General features: G+C 68.6%; 23 protein-coding genes. 13 read left to right on the plus strand and 10 right to left on the minus strand.

The window, feature by feature from the left end; genetic code table 11:
* Positions 1–72: 72 nt before the first annotated feature.
* From ACQUSQ_RS05605 to ACQUSQ_RS05615, 3 genes are all read left to right on the plus strand, one after another.
* Complete coding sequence (locus ACQUSQ_RS05605; RefSeq protein ID WP_435067546.1) at positions 73–849, plus strand: molybdopterin synthase; 777 nt, start codon at positions 73–75, stop codon at positions 847–849.
* A gap of 222 nt (positions 850–1,071) precedes the next feature.
* On the plus strand, positions 1,072–1,326 hold the full coding sequence (locus ACQUSQ_RS05610) for a DUF7123 family protein (RefSeq protein ID WP_435067547.1): 255 nt from the start codon (positions 1,072–1,074) through the stop codon (positions 1,324–1,326).
* 80 nt (positions 1,327–1,406) lie between these two features.
* Positions 1,407–2,534, plus strand: a complete 1,128-nt coding sequence (locus ACQUSQ_RS05615) for a site-2 protease family protein (protein WP_435067549.1) — start codon at positions 1,407–1,409, stop codon at positions 2,532–2,534.
* Here the strand turns inward: ACQUSQ_RS05615 and thiL are convergent.
* On the minus strand, positions 2,531–3,394 hold the full coding sequence (gene thiL, locus ACQUSQ_RS05620; protein WP_435067550.1) for a thiamine-phosphate kinase: 864 nt from the start codon (positions 3,392–3,394) through the stop codon (positions 2,531–2,533). The two genes, ACQUSQ_RS05615 and thiL, sit on opposite strands and share 4 nt — an antisense overlap.
* A gap of 85 nt (positions 3,395–3,479) precedes the next feature.
* Here thiL and ACQUSQ_RS05625 point away from each other — a divergent pair, with 85 nt between their 5' ends.
* The 5 genes from ACQUSQ_RS05625 to yqeC are packed head-to-tail and all read left to right on the plus strand — an operon-like array spanning position 3,480 to position 6,778.
* Positions 3,480–4,514 (plus strand): lysylphosphatidylglycerol synthase transmembrane domain-containing protein, encoded by a 1,035-nt coding sequence (locus tag ACQUSQ_RS05625; protein ID WP_435067551.1) that lies wholly within the window; start codon positions 3,480–3,482, stop codon positions 4,512–4,514.
* Positions 4,515–4,554: 40 nt separating this feature from the next.
* On the plus strand, positions 4,555–5,010 hold the full coding sequence (locus tag ACQUSQ_RS05630) for a 30S ribosomal protein S19e (protein WP_435067553.1): 456 nt from the start codon (positions 4,555–4,557) through the stop codon (positions 5,008–5,010).
* A gap of 44 nt (positions 5,011–5,054) precedes the next feature.
* Positions 5,055–5,408 carry a DNA-binding protein gene (locus ACQUSQ_RS05635; protein WP_435067554.1) on the plus strand — a complete coding sequence of 118 codons (354 nt, stop codon included), beginning with the start codon at positions 5,055–5,057 and terminating at the stop codon, positions 5,406–5,408.
* The gene (locus tag ACQUSQ_RS05640) at positions 5,409–6,032 is read left to right on the plus strand and encodes a DUF7411 family protein (protein ID WP_435067555.1); all 624 of its coding nucleotides are present in this window, start codon (positions 5,409–5,411) and stop codon (positions 6,030–6,032) included.
* A gap of 20 nt (positions 6,033–6,052) precedes the next feature.
* Complete coding sequence (gene yqeC / locus ACQUSQ_RS05645; protein ID WP_435067556.1) at positions 6,053–6,778, plus strand: selenium cofactor biosynthesis protein YqeC; 726 nt, start codon at positions 6,053–6,055, stop codon at positions 6,776–6,778.
* Between the two features lies 1 nt (position 6,779).
* On the opposite strand, the gene ACQUSQ_RS05650 is transcribed toward yqeC, so the two are convergent.
* The 4 genes from ACQUSQ_RS05650 to hisS all read right to left on the minus strand — a co-directional run bounded on the left by ACQUSQ_RS05650 (position 6,780) and on the right by hisS (position 9,920).
* Positions 6,780–7,397, minus strand: coding sequence for a molybdenum cofactor guanylyltransferase (locus tag ACQUSQ_RS05650; protein WP_435067557.1), 618 nt, complete (start codon positions 7,395–7,397; stop codon positions 6,780–6,782).
* A gap of 38 nt (positions 7,398–7,435) precedes the next feature.
* Complete coding sequence (truA, locus tag ACQUSQ_RS05655; RefSeq protein WP_435067558.1) at positions 7,436–8,239, minus strand: tRNA pseudouridine(38-40) synthase TruA; 804 nt, start codon at positions 8,237–8,239, stop codon at positions 7,436–7,438.
* Positions 8,240–8,314: 75 nt separating this feature from the next.
* Positions 8,315–8,572 (minus strand): hypothetical protein, encoded by a 258-nt coding sequence (locus tag ACQUSQ_RS05660; RefSeq protein ID WP_435067559.1) that lies wholly within the window; start codon positions 8,570–8,572, stop codon positions 8,315–8,317.
* Between the two features lie 49 nt (positions 8,573–8,621).
* The gene (gene hisS, locus ACQUSQ_RS05665) at positions 8,622–9,920 is read right to left on the minus strand and encodes a histidine--tRNA ligase (RefSeq protein ID WP_435067560.1); all 1,299 of its coding nucleotides are present in this window, start codon (positions 9,918–9,920) and stop codon (positions 8,622–8,624) included.
* 108 nt (positions 9,921–10,028) lie between these two features.
* Between hisS and ACQUSQ_RS05670 the strand changes: the two genes are divergently transcribed.
* Positions 10,029–11,315, plus strand: coding sequence for a glucose-6-phosphate isomerase (locus ACQUSQ_RS05670; RefSeq protein ID WP_435067561.1), 1,287 nt, complete (start codon positions 10,029–10,031; stop codon positions 11,313–11,315).
* A gap of 47 nt (positions 11,316–11,362) precedes the next feature.
* Positions 11,363–12,295, plus strand: coding sequence for a CPBP family intramembrane glutamic endopeptidase (locus ACQUSQ_RS05675; RefSeq protein ID WP_435067562.1), 933 nt, complete (start codon positions 11,363–11,365; stop codon positions 12,293–12,295).
* Here the strand turns inward: ACQUSQ_RS05675 and ACQUSQ_RS05680 are convergent.
* Complete coding sequence (locus tag ACQUSQ_RS05680) at positions 12,292–13,254, minus strand: hypothetical protein (protein ID WP_435067563.1); 963 nt, start codon at positions 13,252–13,254, stop codon at positions 12,292–12,294. The genes ACQUSQ_RS05675 and ACQUSQ_RS05680 overlap by 4 nt on opposite strands.
* Positions 13,255–13,348: 94 nt before the next feature.
* Here ACQUSQ_RS05680 and ACQUSQ_RS05685 point away from each other — a divergent pair, with 94 nt between their 5' ends.
* Positions 13,349–13,903 (plus strand): isopentenyl-diphosphate Delta-isomerase, encoded by a 555-nt coding sequence (locus tag ACQUSQ_RS05685; RefSeq protein WP_435067564.1) that lies wholly within the window; start codon positions 13,349–13,351, stop codon positions 13,901–13,903.
* 5 nt (positions 13,904–13,908) lie between these two features.
* Positions 13,909–14,337 carry a desampylase gene (locus tag ACQUSQ_RS05690; RefSeq protein ID WP_435067565.1) on the plus strand — a complete coding sequence of 143 codons (429 nt, stop codon included), beginning with the start codon at positions 13,909–13,911 and terminating at the stop codon, positions 14,335–14,337.
* Here the strand turns inward: ACQUSQ_RS05690 and ACQUSQ_RS05695 are convergent, their stop codons facing one another.
* The 3 genes from ACQUSQ_RS05695 to ACQUSQ_RS05705 are packed head-to-tail and all read right to left on the minus strand — an operon-like array spanning position 14,338 to position 16,799.
* Entirely contained in the window at positions 14,338–15,339 is a 1,002-nt protein-coding gene (locus ACQUSQ_RS05695; protein WP_435067566.1) for an AIR synthase family protein, read from the minus strand. It lies immediately after the preceding gene.
* Between the two features lie 42 nt (positions 15,340–15,381).
* Positions 15,382–16,272, minus strand: coding sequence for an alpha/beta fold hydrolase (locus ACQUSQ_RS05700; RefSeq protein WP_435067567.1), 891 nt, complete (start codon positions 16,270–16,272; stop codon positions 15,382–15,384).
* Between the two features lie 32 nt (positions 16,273–16,304).
* Positions 16,305–16,799, minus strand: a complete 495-nt coding sequence (locus ACQUSQ_RS05705) for a phosphate-starvation-inducible PsiE family protein (RefSeq protein ID WP_435067569.1) — start codon at positions 16,797–16,799, stop codon at positions 16,305–16,307.
* A gap of 176 nt (positions 16,800–16,975) precedes the next feature.
* On the opposite strand from ACQUSQ_RS05705, the gene yciH reads away from it, so the two are divergent.
* Entirely contained in the window at positions 16,976–17,269 is a 294-nt protein-coding gene (gene yciH / locus ACQUSQ_RS05710) for a stress response translation initiation inhibitor YciH (protein WP_049935096.1), read from the plus strand.
* A 48-nt stretch (positions 17,270–17,317) separates the two neighbouring features.
* Here yciH and ACQUSQ_RS05715 read toward each other — a convergent pair whose 3' ends face one another.
* Complete coding sequence (locus ACQUSQ_RS05715; protein ID WP_435067570.1) at positions 17,318–17,659, minus strand: rhodanese-like domain-containing protein; 342 nt, start codon at positions 17,657–17,659, stop codon at positions 17,318–17,320.
* Positions 17,660–17,714: the final 55 nt, after the last annotated feature.

The raw sequence follows: 17,714 nt of genomic DNA on the forward strand, positions 1-17,714 counted from the left end.
GCGGAAGAGCGGCGCCAGCGCCCGCGCGCCCGTCGAGACACAGTTAAGGGTTCGCGCCTGCGTCCTCTACCCATGAAGACGCTCAATATCGTCGGCCCAAATGCGGTCGATTTGGCCGACCGACTCGTGCCCCACCTCGACGGCCGGGTCGCCACGGTAGAGTCTCTCCCCGAGACGGCGGCGCGCGACACCGACGCCGGCGCGGCATACGGACTCTCGAACGACGGCTCGTGGATAGGTGCCGGCGACGGACAGACCCTCTCGGACCTGTTGGATTCGCTCGTTCCCGACTACGACGTGGCACTCACCGTCGGCTTCGACGCGCGGCTCCCGACGGTCACCATCGGCGACGCCGACTCGGTGGGCGAGGTTGTCGCGACTCTCTCCGACGCCGAGAGCGACTTGGACTCCGTTCTGGACGCTCTCTCGACGCTCGACGACCGCGTCACGCTCGAATCGCTCGTCCAGCGGGCGAAGGACTCACCGCTCGCCGAGCGCTCCGGTGCCATCGCCACGTTCACCGGGCGCGTCCGCGTGAAAGACTCGGACGACGACACTCCGACGACGCATCTGGAGTTCGAGAAGTACGAGGGCGTCGCCGCCGACCGGATGGGAGAGATTCGCGAGGAACTCGAAGCCCGAGACGGCGTCTTCGAGGTGCTCATGCACCACCGAACCGGCGTCATCGGCGAGGGCGAGGACATCGTGTTCGTCGTCGTCCTCGCGGGCCACCGCGAGGAGGCGTTCCGTACCGTCGAGGACGGCATCAACCGCCTCAAAGACGAAGTGCCAATCTTCAAGAAGGAGTCGACGGCCGAGGAGGAATTCTGGATTCACGAGCAGGCGTGACGCCGATTTGCGCCCCGAACCGGGGACATTGAGCCGTGTTTAATGCTGCAAATTAGAAAAGAAAGAAATCCTGAGAGGTACTCGTAAAATGTCTTGAGGCTTCGTAAAACGTACTGAATGATTCACGAAACCGGATAAATCGATAAAACTTCCCGAACTGCTCCGAACGTTCCTCCCTTTATAACATCCTCCGGGTAGTACGGTGTATCGAGGCGACAACAAATGAGCGCAACCGCAAACCCCTCCACCGAAGCTGATGACAGTGCGTCCAAAGAAGAGCGCCTGAAGGAGTACTTGCTCTCGAAGGCACAGGATGGCGAGATGTACTTCAAGAGCAAGTTCATTGCGGACGAGGTTGGTCTCTCCCCGAAAGAAATCGGCGCGCTGATGGTCAAGCTTCGCGACTCCGCGACGGAGCTGGATGTCGAGAAGTGGTCGTACACGAGCGCGACCACGTGGCGCATCGAGACGGCGTAATCGGTCGCCGCTGGTCCCCGCAGCGCGCGCCGACCCCTGCTTCACGGGTTTTATATCGCTGAGCGACGTATCCAGAATCGATGGACGGAGTCGACCGGCCGCCGTCTGACGCTCTCGATTCGGTGTTTTACATCCGCGACGTCGAGCGCGACGGCGACCGGATTCGCTACTACGGCGAACCCCTCATTCCCCGTGGGCGACTCGCCGACGAACTCCGCGAGCCGTTTCGCCGCGCCGGCTATCGCCTCGACTTGGAGGCGGGCCGCGAACCCTACGAGACGGCCGTCGTCGCCACGCCGGCCGACGGCCGCATCCACGGCGTCCCGTGGACGAACATCGCTCTCTTTGCCGCGACGGTGCTCTCGACGCTGTTCGTCGGCGCCCTCGCGTGGTACTACATCCCGGCCGCCGACCTCGCGTCGAACCCCCTTCTCGCCCTCCGGGCGTGGCCGTTCACCGCCGCCGTACTCGGCGTGTTGACCACTCACGAACTCGGTCACTACGTCGCCGGCCGCTACCACGGCGTCGACGTCTCGCTCCCCTATCTCATCCCCTTCGTCGTCCCATTCGGGACGCTCGGGGCCATCATTCGGATGCGCGGGACGATGCCCGACCGCAAGACGCTGTTCGACATCGGCGTCGCCGGGCCCCTCGCCGGCCTCGCCGCCACCATCGTCGTGACGGCCATCGGCCTCTCGCTCGACCCGATGACCCTCCCCCAGCGCGTCGTCGAGTCGTCGGGACAGGTCATCGTCTTCAACGACCCGCCGTTGCTCGACCTCATCGCGACGGCCCTCGACCAACCGACCAGCTACGCCGACCCCGCCAAGACCGTCCACCCCGTCATCATCGGTGGCTGGGTTGGGATGTTCTTTACCGTCCTCAACCTGCTTCCCGTCGGCCAACTCGACGGCGGACACATGGTGCGGGCGATGCTCGGCCGGCGTCAGGAGACCCTCGCCTCGCTCGTCCCCCTCGCCCTGTTCGGACTGGCGGGGTATCTCTACTACGTCCGTGACCTCGCAATCAACGAGTCCGTGGGTCTGTGGGCGCTCTGGGGCGTGTTCGCGACGGTCATCGCCTACAACGGCCCGGCCCACCCCGCCGACGAGAGGCCCCTCGGCTGGAAGCGCCAACTCGTCGGCCTCGTCACGTTCGGACTGGGCGCGCTCTGTTTCCTGCTCGTCCCTATCCAACTGCTGGGTTAGTGGGTGTAGCCGCGGTCCGGAAGGGGGTCGCCGTCGGCGACGACCCCCGACTCGGTCACGTCGCCGATTCGGCTGACCGGCGTCGGGAGGTCCACGCCGTCGAGCGCCGATGGCGGCGCGGTGAACACGAGTTCGAAATCTTCGCCGAAAAACGCCGCGAGTTCGCGGCGGTCCGTATCGTCCTCCGCGACGGCGTCGACGCTCGCGTCGACGGGAAGTCGGTCCCACGAGATACTGATTCCGCAGTCGCTCGCCGCCGCGAGTTGGTGTAGCGAGCGCGCCAGTCCATCCGAGGAGTCCATCATCGCGGTGGCGACGGGCGCGACCGCTCGCCCGGTGGCGACCCGTGGTTCGAACCGAAAGAGGTCGTTCCCTCGCTCGGCGTCGCCGCGCTCGAACGCCCGGATGGCCGCGCCGGTCCGGCCGAGCGTGCCGGTGACGTACACCGCGTCGCCGGGTGCGGCGCCCGACCGGTAGACAGGGGAGTCGGTCCGGCCGACCGCGGTGCTAGCGACCGTGAACTCGTCGTGGCTGTCGAGGTCACCGCCGACGTACCGGGCACCCGTCGTCTCACAGACGTCGCCCGCGCCGTCGACGAAGGCCCGCACCTCGTCGTCGTCGAACGTCGGTGCGCCGTAGGCGGCGACGGCGGCCGTCGCCTCGGCGCCCATGGCCGCCACGTCCGACAGCGACGCGCCGACCGCTCGCCAGCCCGCCGTGTACCGCGTCGTTCCCGCGGGGAAGTCCGTCTGCTCGTGGAGCATGTCGGTCGTCACCACCAACCTGTCTATCACTGCCGCGTCGTCGCCCGCCGCCCCGACGGTGTCGGCGAGCATGCCCAACGCGCTCCGTTCGTCCATGGACGGCGTTCTCGGTGGCGGCATAAAAAATCACGATCCCGTCGCTTCCGGAGGCTTAATCCGTCGGCTCTCCCTCCCCCGTCGTATGGCTGGCGGCCGCACTCGCGCGACGATACTCGGCTTCGCCGGTGCGCTCGTCGTCTTCGCGATTCTCTTTACCGTCGCCGGGGTCGACGACCTCGTCTCGAATCTCCGGAACGCCGACCTCCGTCTCGTGGGACTGGTCTTTCTCGCGACGCTCGGCTGGCTGGCGGCGTGGGGCTTCTCGCTCCGGACCGTCCTCGACGTCCTCGGCGTCTCGGTGTCGATTCCGCAGGCGTTTCTCGTGTTCACGGGCGCGATGTTCTCGAACAACGTCACGCCGTTCGGGCAGGCGGGCGGCGAACCCATCACCGCCCTGCTCATCTCGCGAACGACCGACACCGAGTACGAGACGGGCCTCGCCGCCATCGCCAGCGTCGACACGCTCAACTTCGTCCCCTCCATCACCATCGCGCTCATCGGCGTCGCCTACTACGTCACGGAGACGACGCTGGGCACGAACCGCCGACTCGAACTCGCGCTCGTGGCCGTCGCCGTCCTCGCCGTCGGCGTCCCTTCCCTCGTGTATCTCGGCTGGCAGCATCGCTATCGAATCGAGGCCCGCGTCGTCGGCGTGTTGACGCCCGTCATCCGTGCCGTGGCGAAGCGCGCTCCGCGCGTCCCCGTCCCGACCGTCGGCGGCATCGAACACCGAATCAACGGCTTCTTTCGCGCCATCGAGCGCGTCGCGGCCAACCCCCGCGGCCTCGCGCTGGCGCTCGGCCTCTCGGCCATCGGCTGGTTCTTCCAGATGCTCGGGCTGTGGCTCGCGTTTCAGGCCATCGGCACGCCCATCCCGCTCTCTATCGCGCTCTTCGTCGTCCCCATCGGCGCCATTGCGGGCGTGACGCCGCTTCCGGGCGGCGCCGGGGGCATCGAGACGGTTCTCGTCGTTCTGCTGGTCGCGGCGCCGCTCCCCGCGGTCACCGAACCCATCGCGCTCGCCGCCGTCGTGGTGTTTCGGGGCGCCGTCTACTGGACGCCGACGGTCCTCGGCGGCCTCGTCGTGACCGTTCTCGGCCTCCGTTCTCGCGGCTAATACGATGGGTTTAAACGCTGTCCGCGGGAACCTTGCGCCAATGGTAACCCTCTACGACGTGCCGGCGGACGCGCTCATCGAGGCGCTCGCCGACCGACTCGAGGACCGTATCGACGAGCCCGACTGGGTCAACTACACCAAGACCGGCGTCAGCAACGAGCTTCCGCCCCAGCAGGACGACTTCTGGTTCGTCCGCGCGGCGAGCCTCCTGCGGAAAGTCGCCACCGACGGCCCCGTCGGCGTCGACCGACTCTCGACGGCCTACGGCGACCGCAACAAGGGCTCGACCCGCTACCGCGTCGCCGCCCCGCACGCCGAGGCCGGCAGCAAGAAAATCATCCGCACCATCCTCCAGCAGCTCGAAGACGAGGACCTCGTCTCCACCGCACAGGGAGAGGGCCGCGTCGTCACGCCCACTGGCCAGAGCCTCCTCGACGAAATCGCCGCCGACGTCCTCGAGGACCTCGACCGACCCGAACTCGAGAAGTACGCGTAGACCCTCCGAAATCGTTTTCACCGCTTCGACGGCTAGTCATATCCATGAGTGGCAACCCCGACGACGAACGAATCGAGGAGCTTCGACAGCAGAAGATGCAGGAACTGAAAGAGCAGGCCCAAGAGGGCGGCGCCGGCGGCGAGGCCAACCAGCAGGCGGCCCGCGAGCAGGCCGAAGCCCAGAAACAGGCCGTCCTGAAGCAGAACCTCACCGACGGCGCCCGCCAGCGACTCAACGCCGTCCAGATGTCGAAACCCGAAGTCGCCGAGAAGGTCGAACAGCAGATTGTCGCGCTCGCCCGCAGCGGCCGGATTCAGGACCGCATCGACGAGGACCAGATGCGAAAGCTCCTGAAGGAGCTGACCCCCGACAAGAGCTTCGACGTTCGACACCGCTGAATGGCCGTCGCCCTGCTGTACAGCGGCGGCAAAGACTCCACGCTCGCGGCGCTTCTCCTCGACCGGTTTTACGACGTGACCCTCGTCACGGGCACCTTCGGTATCACGGACGACTGGCGTCACGCTCGCCGGGCCGCCGACCGCCTCGGCTACCCCTTCCGGACGCTCGACCTCGACCCCGCAGTCGCCGACGACGCCGTCGCGCAGATGCGCGCCGACGGCTACCCCCGAAACGGCATCCAGACCGTTCACGAACACGCGCTCGAACGCGCGGCGGAACTCGACGTGCGGGCCGTCGCCGACGGCACGCGCCGCGACGACCGCGTGCCCACGGTCGACCGCCCGACTGCACAGAGCCTCGAAGACCGCCACGACGTGTCGTATCTCGCCCCGCTCGCCGGTTTCGGTCGGCGGGCCGTCGACGCCATGACCGACGCCGCACTCGACGTGGTGACCGGGCCGAGCGAAACCGTCTCCCGAGCGGATTACGAGGCCGAACTCCGCGAGATACTGGCCGACCGCGCGGGCGCCGATACCGTCGAGTCGGTGTTTCCGCCACACGACCAGACCCACGTCCGCGGCGTCGACCCCGAGTGGTCGGGGCGCCCCGACACGCCGAAGTAACTGGACGTGGAAGCCGCGCTATGAACCTCGTCGAGGCGCTGTCGGCCGACGTCCCACTCGTCTGTGTCGTCGGCGCCGGCGGCAAGAAGACGACGCTGTACGCACTCGCGAACCGACTGGAGCGGGCCGTCGTGACGGCCACTGTCCGCATCCCCATCTTTGACGACCAAGTGGCGGCCGTCGAGGTCACGCCCGACCCCGTGAGCGCGCTCCGCGAGGCCGACGACTGGCCGCTCGGTCTCGTTCCCGAACGCGAGCGTGACGACCGCTATCTCGGCTACGGGCGCGAGACGGTCACCGCGATTCGCGCCACGCCGGGCCACGGCCCCGTGTTGACGAAAGCCGACGGCGCCCGGACGCGACTCCTGAAGGCGCCGGACGAGCGCGAACCGCAGATACCCGCGACGGCCGACACCGTCATCCCCGTCGCCAGCGCCCGCGTCGTCGGCAAGCCCCTCACCGACGACCACGTCCATCGCCCGGAGCGAGTGGCCGCCCTCACCGACCTCGCCCCCGGTGACACCATCTCCCCCGAGGCGGTGGGGACCGTCCTCGCCAGCCGCTACGGCGGCCGCAAGCGCGCGCCCTCGACGGCGACGGTCGTACCGCTGATAAACATGGTCGACGACGACGAACTGGCCGCGACGGGCCGTGAGATTGCCGACGCCGTTCACGCCCGCGCCGACGTGTCGCGCGTGGTGCTCGCGCGGATGCAAGAGCCTGCGGTCGTCGACGTTATCGACTGATTCAGTCCTCTAGCTCTCGCGCCGCATCCTCGAAGTCCGCTCGCGTGTTGCAGTTCTCGAAGGTCCGTGGGTGGCCGTGTTCGCGCACGTCCTCGGCGTCCACGACGACGAAATCGAGGTCAAAGAGTGGCGCGACGATGCGCTCCTCGCCCGCCTCCAGCGCCGCCTCGCAGGCCTCGGCCATCGCCGCCGCCCGATAGACGGCGTGGGTGGTTTCGAACCACTGCTCGGGCCGGGGGACCGCGGCGTCGTGACCCGCCGCCCGCTCGAACAGGTAGTCGACGAAGTCGGGGTCGACCAGTGGCATGTCGCAGGCGACGACGAAGGCGTACTCGCTCTCGACGGCGCGAAGCCCCGTCGCCATCCCCGCCATCGGCCCCTCGTCGGGGTACTCGTCCTCCGCGAACGTGACGGGCACGGCGGCGCCGTCGACGGCCTCACGGATGGCCGGCACCTGCGCCGACCGGCAGTTGACGACGACGCTGTCCACGACCGGAGCCACCCGGTCGATGACCCGCCGTATCATCGGCGTGCCCGCGAGGTCGGCGACGGCCTTGTCCCCCTCGCCGAACCGCGTCGACCGCCCGCCCGCAAGCACCACGGCAGTGCGCTCTGACATACCGCCGGCTACGCCGTCCCTCGGGAAGTACCCCCCGGTCATTCGCGAGTGACGCCGTCGACTACGTCGCCCGCGACGCGAGCGGTCACCAGTCCGTCGATTCGTCGCTCCTCGAACGCGCCGCGAGCGCTCGCGGCCGCGTCGGGGTCCGTCTCGAACTCGACGCCCGGATACGTCACGTCTGCGAGGACGAGCGGCGTCGCCGGCGCCGTGCCGACGCCCTCGGGGCCGTCCAGCGACTCCGGCCCGAGAACCCGGTCGAGTCGGTCGATGTCGCTCGCGCCGCTCCCGACCGCTCGCACCAGCGCGACGACCCGGCGGACGAGATGCCGGGCGAACCCGCCCGCCGCGAGCGTCAACACGAGGAAGTCGCCATCGCGGGCACAGTCGGTTTCGAGTCGCCGGACCGTCCCCTCGTCGTCGGTGGTCAGGTTGTGAAAGTCGTGGTCGCCCGCCAGTCGGTCGAGCGCCGCCCGCACCCGGTCGTCGTCGAGCGTCGGCGCGTGCAGATGGTAGCGATAGGTCCGCTCGCTGGCGTCGTGAGTGGCGTGGAAGTCGTCGCCGACGTCGGCGCTCGCCCACGCTCGGACCGCGCCCGGCAGCGTCCCGTTCAGCGCGGCGGGCGTGAGCCAGTCCGGTGCCTCGAACGCGACGGTCTGGGCCAGCGCCGAGACGCCCGCGTCGGTGCGCCCGGCGGCCGCGTACCCCGGCGGCAGGTCGCCGTCGAGAACGTCCAGTTCCCGGAGCGCGTCGAGGAGCGTGTCCTCGACGGTCGGAACGTCCGGCTGGCGCTGGAAGCCGGCGTAGGGGCGGCCGTCGTACGCGAGACGAAAGGCGCGCATCGGTAGAGGGGCGGTCGCCCGACAGTTAACCGCTCGGTTCCTCGTGTGCGCCGAAGACGGGTCGCGCCCGAGTCACTAGTGTCGCGAGACGTGGTACGCGTACCCCCAGACGAACGTGAGCAGAGCCACGGCCAGCAGATAGAGCGTCGTCGTCGTCGCGTCGACCGCGAGCGGATTGTGTGGGTACTCGGCCAGCACGGTTCCAGCCGACTCGATGGCGGCCTCCATGTCGCGGGCGTTCACGAACAGCGAGATGAGCTGTTTGAGAAGCGGTGCCGCCGCGAGTGCGACGAGCGCGGCGAAGGTGTGTGAAATCCCCGACTTGCTCGGCATGGCAGAACGACTGTCGCTATTCCTACATCAATCTTCGCCGCCGGCAGCCTCAAGCGAAGTCGTCGTACGTCGGCCGGTCGCGCTCGCCGGGGAAGTCGTCGACGGGCGCGGTGGTCTGGTCGCCGCTCCCCATCTCCTTGACAGTCACTTCGCCGTTTTCGAGGTCGCGCTCGCCCACGATGACGACCGTCTCGGCGTTGACGCCGTCGGCGTAGGACATCTGCGCGCCGAAACTCCGCCCCGCGAGGTCCGTCTCGACGACGTGACCCCGGTCGCGAAGGTCACGCGCCACGCGCGACGCCGTCGCCCGCGTGTCGCCCACCGAGAGGACGTAGTAGTCCGTCGAGAGCGCCTCGTCGGGCCAGACGCCCGCCCGTTGTAGGAGCAGGGAGAGGGTGGCGTGACCGGGGGCGACGCCCACGGCCGGCGTTGGCTGGCCGCCGTAGCTCTCGATGAGGTCGTCGTAGCGCCCGCCGCCGAAGACGGCACGCGAGACTTCGCCTTGCGTGTCGAAGCACTCGAAGACGGTGCCCGTGTAGTAATCGAGACCGCGCGCCGTCTCCAGCGAGACGGTACAGAACTCTCGCACCCCGAAGTCGTCGGCGGCGTCGAGGACGTGCTGGAGGTTGCCCACCGCCGAATCGACTTCTTCGGTGCCCGCGAAGTCCGTGAGTTCGGAGAGGTCGTCCGTTCCCAGCAGGTCGTCGAACGTCTCGGCTTGGTCGTAGGAGAGGCCGGCGTCGTTGAGCAGGTCGTAGTACTGCGCCGGCTCGATTTTCTCGGATTTGTCGACGGCGCGAATCGCGTCGCGAACGGCCACGTCGCCGTCGAAGGCGCGGAGGAGGCCCCCGAGGATGTCCCGATGCGAGACGCGGAACTCGAAGTCAGCGGCTTCCAGCCCGAGTGTCGTCAGCGCGTCGGCGGCGTAGGACAGAATCTCGGCGTCGGCCTCGGGTTCCGCCGACCCGAACACGTCGACGTTGGTCTGGTAGAACTCCCGGAAGCGACCCTGCTGGACCTGTTCGTAGCGCCAGAACGGCCGGGTCGACATCCACTTGATTGGCTTCTGGAGTTCCTGCCCTTTCGCGACGACCATCCGCGCCACCGTCGGCGTCAGTTCCGGTGTCATGGCGACGTGGCGCCCGCCCTTGTCCTCGAAGGCGTACAGTTCCTCGACGATTTCGTCGCCGCTCTTGTCCGTGTAGAGGTCGACGGCCTCCAGCGCCGGCGTCCCAATCTCGCGGAAGCCGTACTGGCGAGCCGTCTCCTCCAAGACGTCCGCCACGGCCCGCCGGGCGGCCATCTCTTCGGGGTAGAAATCGCGGAACCCCTTGAGTCGGTCGTACATACCGGCTCGTTGGCGCAGGGCGCGCTTGAAACCTGTCTTTTCGGTATCGGCAGTCCCGCTGGACGTTGCATAACAACCGTTTAGTCCGCCCGCGCCGCGCCTACGCCCATGTACGTCGACCTCGGGAACGCGCTCGACGGTCAGCCCCGTCTCACCCGCGAGGCGCTGGAGCGACTGGACGACCGCGTCGCCGACGCCCACGAACGCATCGACCGCGGCCGCACCGACGCCGAACACGGCTACGCCGCGCTGAACTTGCCCGACACCGTCGACACCGACGCCGTTCGCGCCGCCGTCGCCGACTTCGACGACCCCGAGGCCGTCCTCACCGTCGGCATCGGCGGGAGCGCGCTCGGCGCCGCCACCCTCGCCGAGGCGCTCGGTGGCGACATCGACGCGTACGTCCTCGACAACGTCGACCCCGCTCACGTCCGGTCGCTCCTCGACTCGCTCTCCCTCTCTGACACCATCGTTCACGTCGTCTCCCGGTCGGGGACGACGGCGGAGACGCTGGCGAACTTCCTCGTCGTCCGCGAGGCGATGACCGACGCGGGCGTCGACTGGACCGAGCGCACACTCGTCACGACGGGCGCAGAGGGTAACCTCCGCTCGCTCGCCGAGCGCCACGACCTGCCCGCACTCGACGTGCCCGCGGGCGTCCCCGGTCGCTTCTCGGCGCTCTCGACGGTCGCGCTCCCCGTCGCGGCGCTCGCGGGCGCCGACCTCGACGCCCTCGTCGCCGGCGCCCGCGCCGAGGCCGACCGCCTCACCGGGTCGCTGTTCGAATCCCCCGCCTACGCCTACGGCGCCGCGTGTTACGCGCTCGAACGCCGCGGTGCGGGCATCAACGCCGTCATGCCCTACGCCGAGTCGCTGGAGTACTTCGCGGAGTGGTTCGCACAGCTTTGGGCAGAGAGCCTCGGGAAGGACGCGGTGGGCCAGACGCCCGTTCGCGCCCTCGGCGCAACCGACCAGCACTCCCAGCTTCAACTGTATCGCGCCGGCCCCCGCGACAAACTCGTGACGCTCGTCCGCCCCCGCGAGCGCCCCGAGGTGCCGATTCCCGAGACTGACCTCGACGGCCTCGCCTACCTCGGCGGCGAGAGCCTCGGCGGCCTGCTCGACGCGGAGTTCGAGGCGACGGAGGCGAGTCTCGCCGCCGCCGACTGCCCGAACGTCCGCGTCGAAATCAACCGCGTCGACGCCCACGGCGTCGGCGAACTCATCTACGGGATGGAGGCGGCGTGTGTCCTCTACGGCGAACTCGCGAACGTCGAGACGTTCACCCAGCCGGCCGTCGAATGGGGCAAGCGGGCCGCGCGCGGCCTCCTCGGCGGTGGCGACTTCCCCGAGGCCGACGCGGTGGGCGAGAAGCGGCACCTGCTCGTCGAGTAGCGGGCTCGAAGGGGACGATACTTACTTCCGGACCGCCTTGTGGCGATATGGCCTCCGAACTCCTCGTTGCCGCGCTGTTGCACGTCCTCGTCGGCCTCGTGCTCGCGGCGCTCGTCTATCAGGACGCGTCGCTCCGCGGGAGCGACCGGTCGTGGGCGTTCGCCGCCGCCACCCTCGTCTTCGGTCTCCTGTTCGCCGTTGGCTACTACCTCCGCCGCGACCGAATCGGCGACCTGTCGCCGGATGCCGCCCGCTCGCGCGCCCCCCTCGCCACCCGCCTCGGTGACCTCCTCCGGAGCCTGTTTCTCATCGTCGGCGCCTTCCTCTGTGCCGTCGTCGTCGTCAGACTGGGCGCGGACCTCCTCGTCGGCGCCGGCCTCCTCACCCGCGATACGCTCGAGTTCCGGGTGGCTGGCTCCGCCCTCCAGTTCGTCGGCTTCGGCGTCGCCGTCGCGGGCTATCTCCTCGTCACCGACGACTGGGACCTGATTCCGGTTCGGCTCCCCTCGCTCCGGGGCGTCGGCCTCATCGCAGTCGGCGTCGTCGTCCTCCTCGGTGCCCAAATCGGCATCGCGCAACTGCTCTCGCACTTCCAAGTCCAGACCGCACAGAATCAGGTCGTCGCCACCGGCCAGCAGAACCCCCGCTATTTCCTCTATATGATTCCGGTCACCATCCTCTTCGTCGGTCCCTTCGAGGAACTCGTCTTCCGCGGTGGCGTGCAGGGCATCCTCCGCCGGACGTGGGGGTCGACCGTCGCCATCGTCATCGCGAGTGTCCTGTTCGGCCTCGTTCACCTCGTCGCGCTCATCGGCAGCAGCGGGTCGACGCTGGCCTACATCACCGTCGCCGCGGTGCTCGGCCTCGTCCTCGGCTACCTCTACGAGCGGAGTCGGAATCTCGTCGTCCCCGCGGTGGTTCACGGCCTCTACAACACGGTGCTGTTCGGCGCGCAGTATCTCGCGGCGACCGGCGCTTAGCGCACGTCGATAGCGTGTTCGTCGAACTGCGCCTGCACCAACTCCTCGACGGCGGCCCAGTCGACCGGCGGTTCGAGGTCCGCAATCGTCGCCTCGAACTCGTCGAGTGAGTCGGCGACCGCCGCCCGTTTCGACTCGAAGTCGTCGATGGCGTCGGTGGTCTCGTCGAGACGGCGCGAACACGCCTCGTAACGGGTTTCGAGGTCGTCCAGCCGGTCCCGAAGCGCCGCCACGTCGTCGCCGTAGTCGCCGTCCCGGTCGTCGAGCCACGACGCAAGCTCCGACACGTCGGTTCGAAGCTCCGCGAAGACGGCGCCCATCACCTGCTGGAGGTGGTAGGCGGCCAGCCACGCGTCGAACGGCTCGGGACTCTGCCCCGACTCCACCTGTTCGAGGAGCGTCTCGGTGTTTTCGAGATACCGCTCCGACCCGCTGATTTCGTCGCCGAGTTCTTCGATTCGCGTCTCCGGGTCGTCGAGCCACGTCGCGAACTCGTCGAGCGCCTGTTCGAGGTGGTGAAGCGCGTGAGCCACGTCGTGTGTCGACCGCGAACACCGCCGCAGGGCGGCGGCGGCGTCGTACACCGCCGCCGGGTCCGTCGGCTCTCGTGGCGTGTCCGACAGCCGGGCCGCCACCGCATCGAGCGCCCTGCCGAGGTCGTCGAACTCCGATTCGAACTCCTCGACCCGCGCCTGCACCTGATTGCGCTCTCGCTCCGCGGGGTCGAGGTCGGAGACGTAGCTCTGAAGCTCCGATTCCATCGCGTCGAGTGCGCCAGCCGTCGACTCGCGCTCCTCTCGACACTCGCGGTGCCAGTCCGCCATCGTCTCGGGCGTCACGCGCCCTTCCTCGGCCCGGTCCTCGATGGCCGACAGGACGTTCTCGTCGACGTCGTCTCGCTCCGCGACTCGGTCACGGACGGTCGACACCGCGACGCTCCGGTCTCGGTCCTCGCTCATCGTCGGCGCTTCGACGGGTCGACATTTAGGTCATTCGAGGTTGGCACGACGGCGCATCGAAGACACCATTAGCCTCCCCGTCGACACGTGGGACATGAGCGGGAACGCGGGTGGGAGCCACCCCAACGCCGAACAGGAGGTCATCGCCGTCGACGCCGACGACCAAGAACAGGGCACGGTCAACCGTCTCGACGCCCACACGGGCGACGGCGTCAGACACCGGGCGTTCACGGCGCTCGTCTTCGACGGCGACGGGCACGTTCTGCTGGCCCAGCGCGCGCCGAACAAGCGCCTCTGGGACACACACTGGGACGGCACCGTCGCCTCCCACCCCCGACCGGGGCAGGGACAGAAGGAAGCCACGCGGGAGCGACTGGTCGACGAACTCGGCATCACCTCCGACCAGTACAGCGACCTCCGAATCACGGACAAGTTCGAGTACAAGCGCTACTACGAGAACGCCGGGCTGGAGTGGGAGGTCTGTGCCGTCCTGCAGTGTACGCTCGACGACACGGCCATCGACCCCAACGAGGAGGAGGTCGCCGGCCGCCTCTGGGTCGACTACGAGCATCTGACCGAGAACCCGCAGGCGTACCGACAGCTTCGCCTGTGCCCGTGGTTCCAGATTGCGATGCGCCGGGACGACTGAGGCCCGTGACTGACGACGCCCTCGTCCTCGACAGCGACACGAGCGATGCCCTCCTCGACCACGCCCGCGAGGGAGCCGACCGTGAGCGCCCCGCCGAAATCTGTGGCGTCCTCGGTGGGACGCGCGGCCCCCCTGACCGCGTCACCGACGCGCGGCGCGTCCCGAACGTCGCCACCCATCCCCGGACGGAGTACGAACTCGACCCCGCGTCGACGATGGAGACCATCGACCGCATCGAAGCCGCGGGCGCCGAGGCGGTCGGGTTCTATCACTCACACCCCGAGACTGACCCCGTGCCGAGCGCGACGGACCGCGCGCGGGCGACGTGGCCCGGCTACGTCTACGTCATCGTCTCGCCCGTCGCCGACGACCCCATCCGCGCCTATCGCTTCACCGGCGAGGGCTTCACCGAGATGCCGGTCCGGGTCGAGTAGTCACGAGAGGTCGCTGTACGCGGCCCACGCGGCGTCGACGCTCGGCGCCTCGATTCGCGCCCCGTCGACGCTGACGCCCTCGCCCTCGACTACTTTCCCGACACGTGCCGCTGGCGTCTCCCTGTCTTCGAGCGCCGAGAGCACCGCCTCGGTCCCCCCGGGAGCGACGGTCAGGACGAGCGACCCCGATGCGGTGGCGGTCCACGGGTCGATACCGAGGGCGTCGCACGTCGCCTCGACGCCGGGCCGCATCGGAATCCGGTCGCGTTCGATATCGAAGCCGACGCCGGCGCTCGTCGCCATCTCGACGAACGCGCCGTGAAGGCCGCCCTCCGTGGCGTCGTGCATCGCCGTCACCGGCCCGGCGGCCGCCGCGGTCATGGCGTCGCGGACGCAACTCGCCTCGTCGAGGCGGGCCTGCGCCGTCGCGAGCGTTTCGGCGTCGAGGTCGATTTGTTCTGGAAACAGCGTCGTCAGCAGACCCGTCGTCTCGACGGCGGGGCCATTCGTCACCACCACGTCGTCGCCGGGGCGAGCGCCGTCGGGCCGAATCACATCGGCGGCGTCGCCGACGGCGAGCGCCGTCGCCCCGCCCACCCACGGGAACGAACAGCCCTCGTAGCGGGCGGTGTGGCCGGTGACGACGCTGACGCCGAGGTCACTCGCCTCCCGGTGGATACCCTCCCACACAGCCGCGAACGCCTCGTCCGTCATCGACGGCGGCAGCGAGAAGGAGATGGCGAGATGCGACGGAGGGAGCCCGCTCACCGCCACGTCCGCGAGGACGACATCGAGCGCGAACTTCCCGGCGCGTTCGAAGCCGAGGGCGGGGAGAATCGAGACGGGGTCGGTCGCGATGGCGACGGCTCGGTCGCCGATATCGAGGAGGCCGAAATCGACGCCCGGCGTCGGCCCGAGACGCACGTCGTCGCGGTCGGCACCCAGCCGCGGCCGGACGTGTGTCTCGAAGAACTCGCGGTCGATTTTTCCCAAGTCGGGCATACCGTCGCTCGCCGCTCTCGCGACAAAGGCGTGCCGCTCCGCTCAGCCGACCCACGAATCGAGTCGGTCGGCCAGCCAGCCCGGGCGCTCCCGGTGAAGCCAGTGAGTCGCGTCGACGAGTTCTGCCCGCCCGTCCCGGCAGTACGCGACGCTCTCCCGCGCCATCGACGTGCGGAGAAAGTCGTCGTCGACGCCCCAGCAAATCAGCGTCGGGGGGTCGACCGGTTCGACTCGAACCGCCGGCGGGTGGCGCGCCGCGGCGCGATACCAGTTCAGCATTCCGGTGAGCGCGCCGGGCGCCGACCACGCCGCCCGGTAGCGCGCGAAATCGGCGTCGTCGAACGTGCCGGGTCGACTCGACGACCGCATCGTCCGCTCGAACAGCCGGTAGTCGGCCGCGCGGGCGACCCACTCTGGTAGGACGGGCACCTGCGCCAGCGCCATGTACCAACTCCGTCGGCGCTGGTCCCACGACCGGCGGAGCGTCCGCCGCATCACCGTCGGGTGGGGGACGTTCACCGCCGTCAGCGTCGCGACGCGGTCGGGGTAGTCCAGTGCCGCCCACCACGCCACCGCCGCGCCCCAGTCGTGGCCGACGACGTGGGCGGTGTCGTGGCCGGTCTGGTCTATCAGTCTCGCCACGTCCGCCGCCAGCGTCTCCAGTCGGTACGCCGAGACGGCGCTCGGTTTCTCGCTCGCGTTGTAGCCGCGTTGGTCGGGGACGAGCACTCGATGGCCCGCGTCGGCAAGCCGGCGCGCGACGGGAAGCCAGCCGTACCAACACTCCGGGAATCCGTGGAGCAAGACGATGGGCGTGCCGTCCGAGGGGCCGAGGCGGACGACGTGCAGGTCGACGCCGACGTCGACGGTGGTCGTGTCCCCGTCGCCGTCGCGGGCGGGGTCGAACCGGGCCGGAGCGTCAGCCGTGTCCATGCCCGGCCTACGGCCTCGCTCGCAAAAACAGTCTAGTCGGCGACGCCACTGCCGGTGTACCGTCGCTCGACCATGAGCAGTGCCACCAGCCCGAAGATGAGGATGGTGTACCCGATAGCGGCGTAGAGGGCGGCCTCTGCCGACGAGTACTCGCTGACGCGGTAGATAATCGCCTTTCGGACCATGGCGATGACGCCGGTGTAGATGACGAGCCTGACGATTCGGCGGGTGTCGGTCTCCTCGGTGTAGGCGATGACCGTCTCGTACACCTCGACGATGATGAGGAGGAGCAGGCCGGTGTCGATGAAGCCGATGACGACCAGCGGGTCGGTGATGGTCCCCGACCGGACCGCCTGCAGGATTTGCAACAGGAGGTCGACGACGCCGATGGCAAAGAGAAGCGCGAACACCGCGGCGGCGACGAGTTCCGTCGCGTGCACGAACCGGTTCGTCGCGTCGGCGAACCGACTCGACGCGAGCGGTGTCGACCGGCCTTTCGGCTCGTGCTTTCCGGTGTCCTCGCTCATCCGTCGGCCCGCCCCGTGTGCGAACGCTGAGTCATACCCGTCCGTGGTGTGCCGTCACATATAGTGACCGGGGCTTTGCGGCCCCGTCGCCTCCAGTCGCGAGCGTGGACGCCGACCGAATCCGGTCGGGTATCCCGACACAATTTAATAGTCCCATCGAGTAGCCTTACGCTGTAATGTCGGAAGTCTGCTCGACGTGCGGGCTCCCTGAGGAACTCTGCGTCTGTGAAGACGTCGCGAAGGAGTCTCAGGAGATCAACATCCGCATCGACGAGCGCCGTTACGGGAAGGAGGTAACGATCATCGAAGGGTTCGACCCGAAAGACGTCGACATGGACAGTCTGTCGTCGGACCTGAAATCGAAGTTCGCCTGCGGTGGGACTGTCGAGGACGGCTCGATAGAGTTGCAGGGGAACCACCTGGGTCGCGTGGAGGATTTCCTCCGCGACAAAGGGTTCAACGTCGCGTGATCGTCACCTAGTCCTCGTCATCGACGCCCGCGCGTCGAGTACGTGTTTTTAGAACGGCGACTCGGGGGCCTCGCCGTCGGTCTCCAACTCGCCGTCCCACGCATCCAGCCCGCCAGCCATGCTCTCGACCGTCGCGTCCGCGGTTCCCTCGTACGAACCGATGAGTCGCGCGGCTTGGACGCTCGCCTTCCCGTGCGGACAGACGGTGACGATGTGGTCCGAATCCGCGAACTCCTCGACGCGGTCCGGCAGGTCGCCGAAGGGCACGTTCTCGCTGCCGGGGATGTGACCCTGCGCGAACGCGCCGGGTGAGCGGATGTCGATAATTCGCGGTCGGTCATCGCTCGTCAGCAGCGTCTCGACTTTGTCGGGGCTGATTTCGCCGTCCATACCGGTACAACGAGTCTGTCTTGAATAAGCGTCCGGGTCTCGCGTCGTTCCTACG

The sequence above is a fragment of the Haloplanus sp. C73 genome (genome assembly GCF_051195115.1).
Classification (GTDB): Archaea; Halobacteriota; Halobacteria; order Halobacteriales; family Haloferacaceae; genus Haloplanus.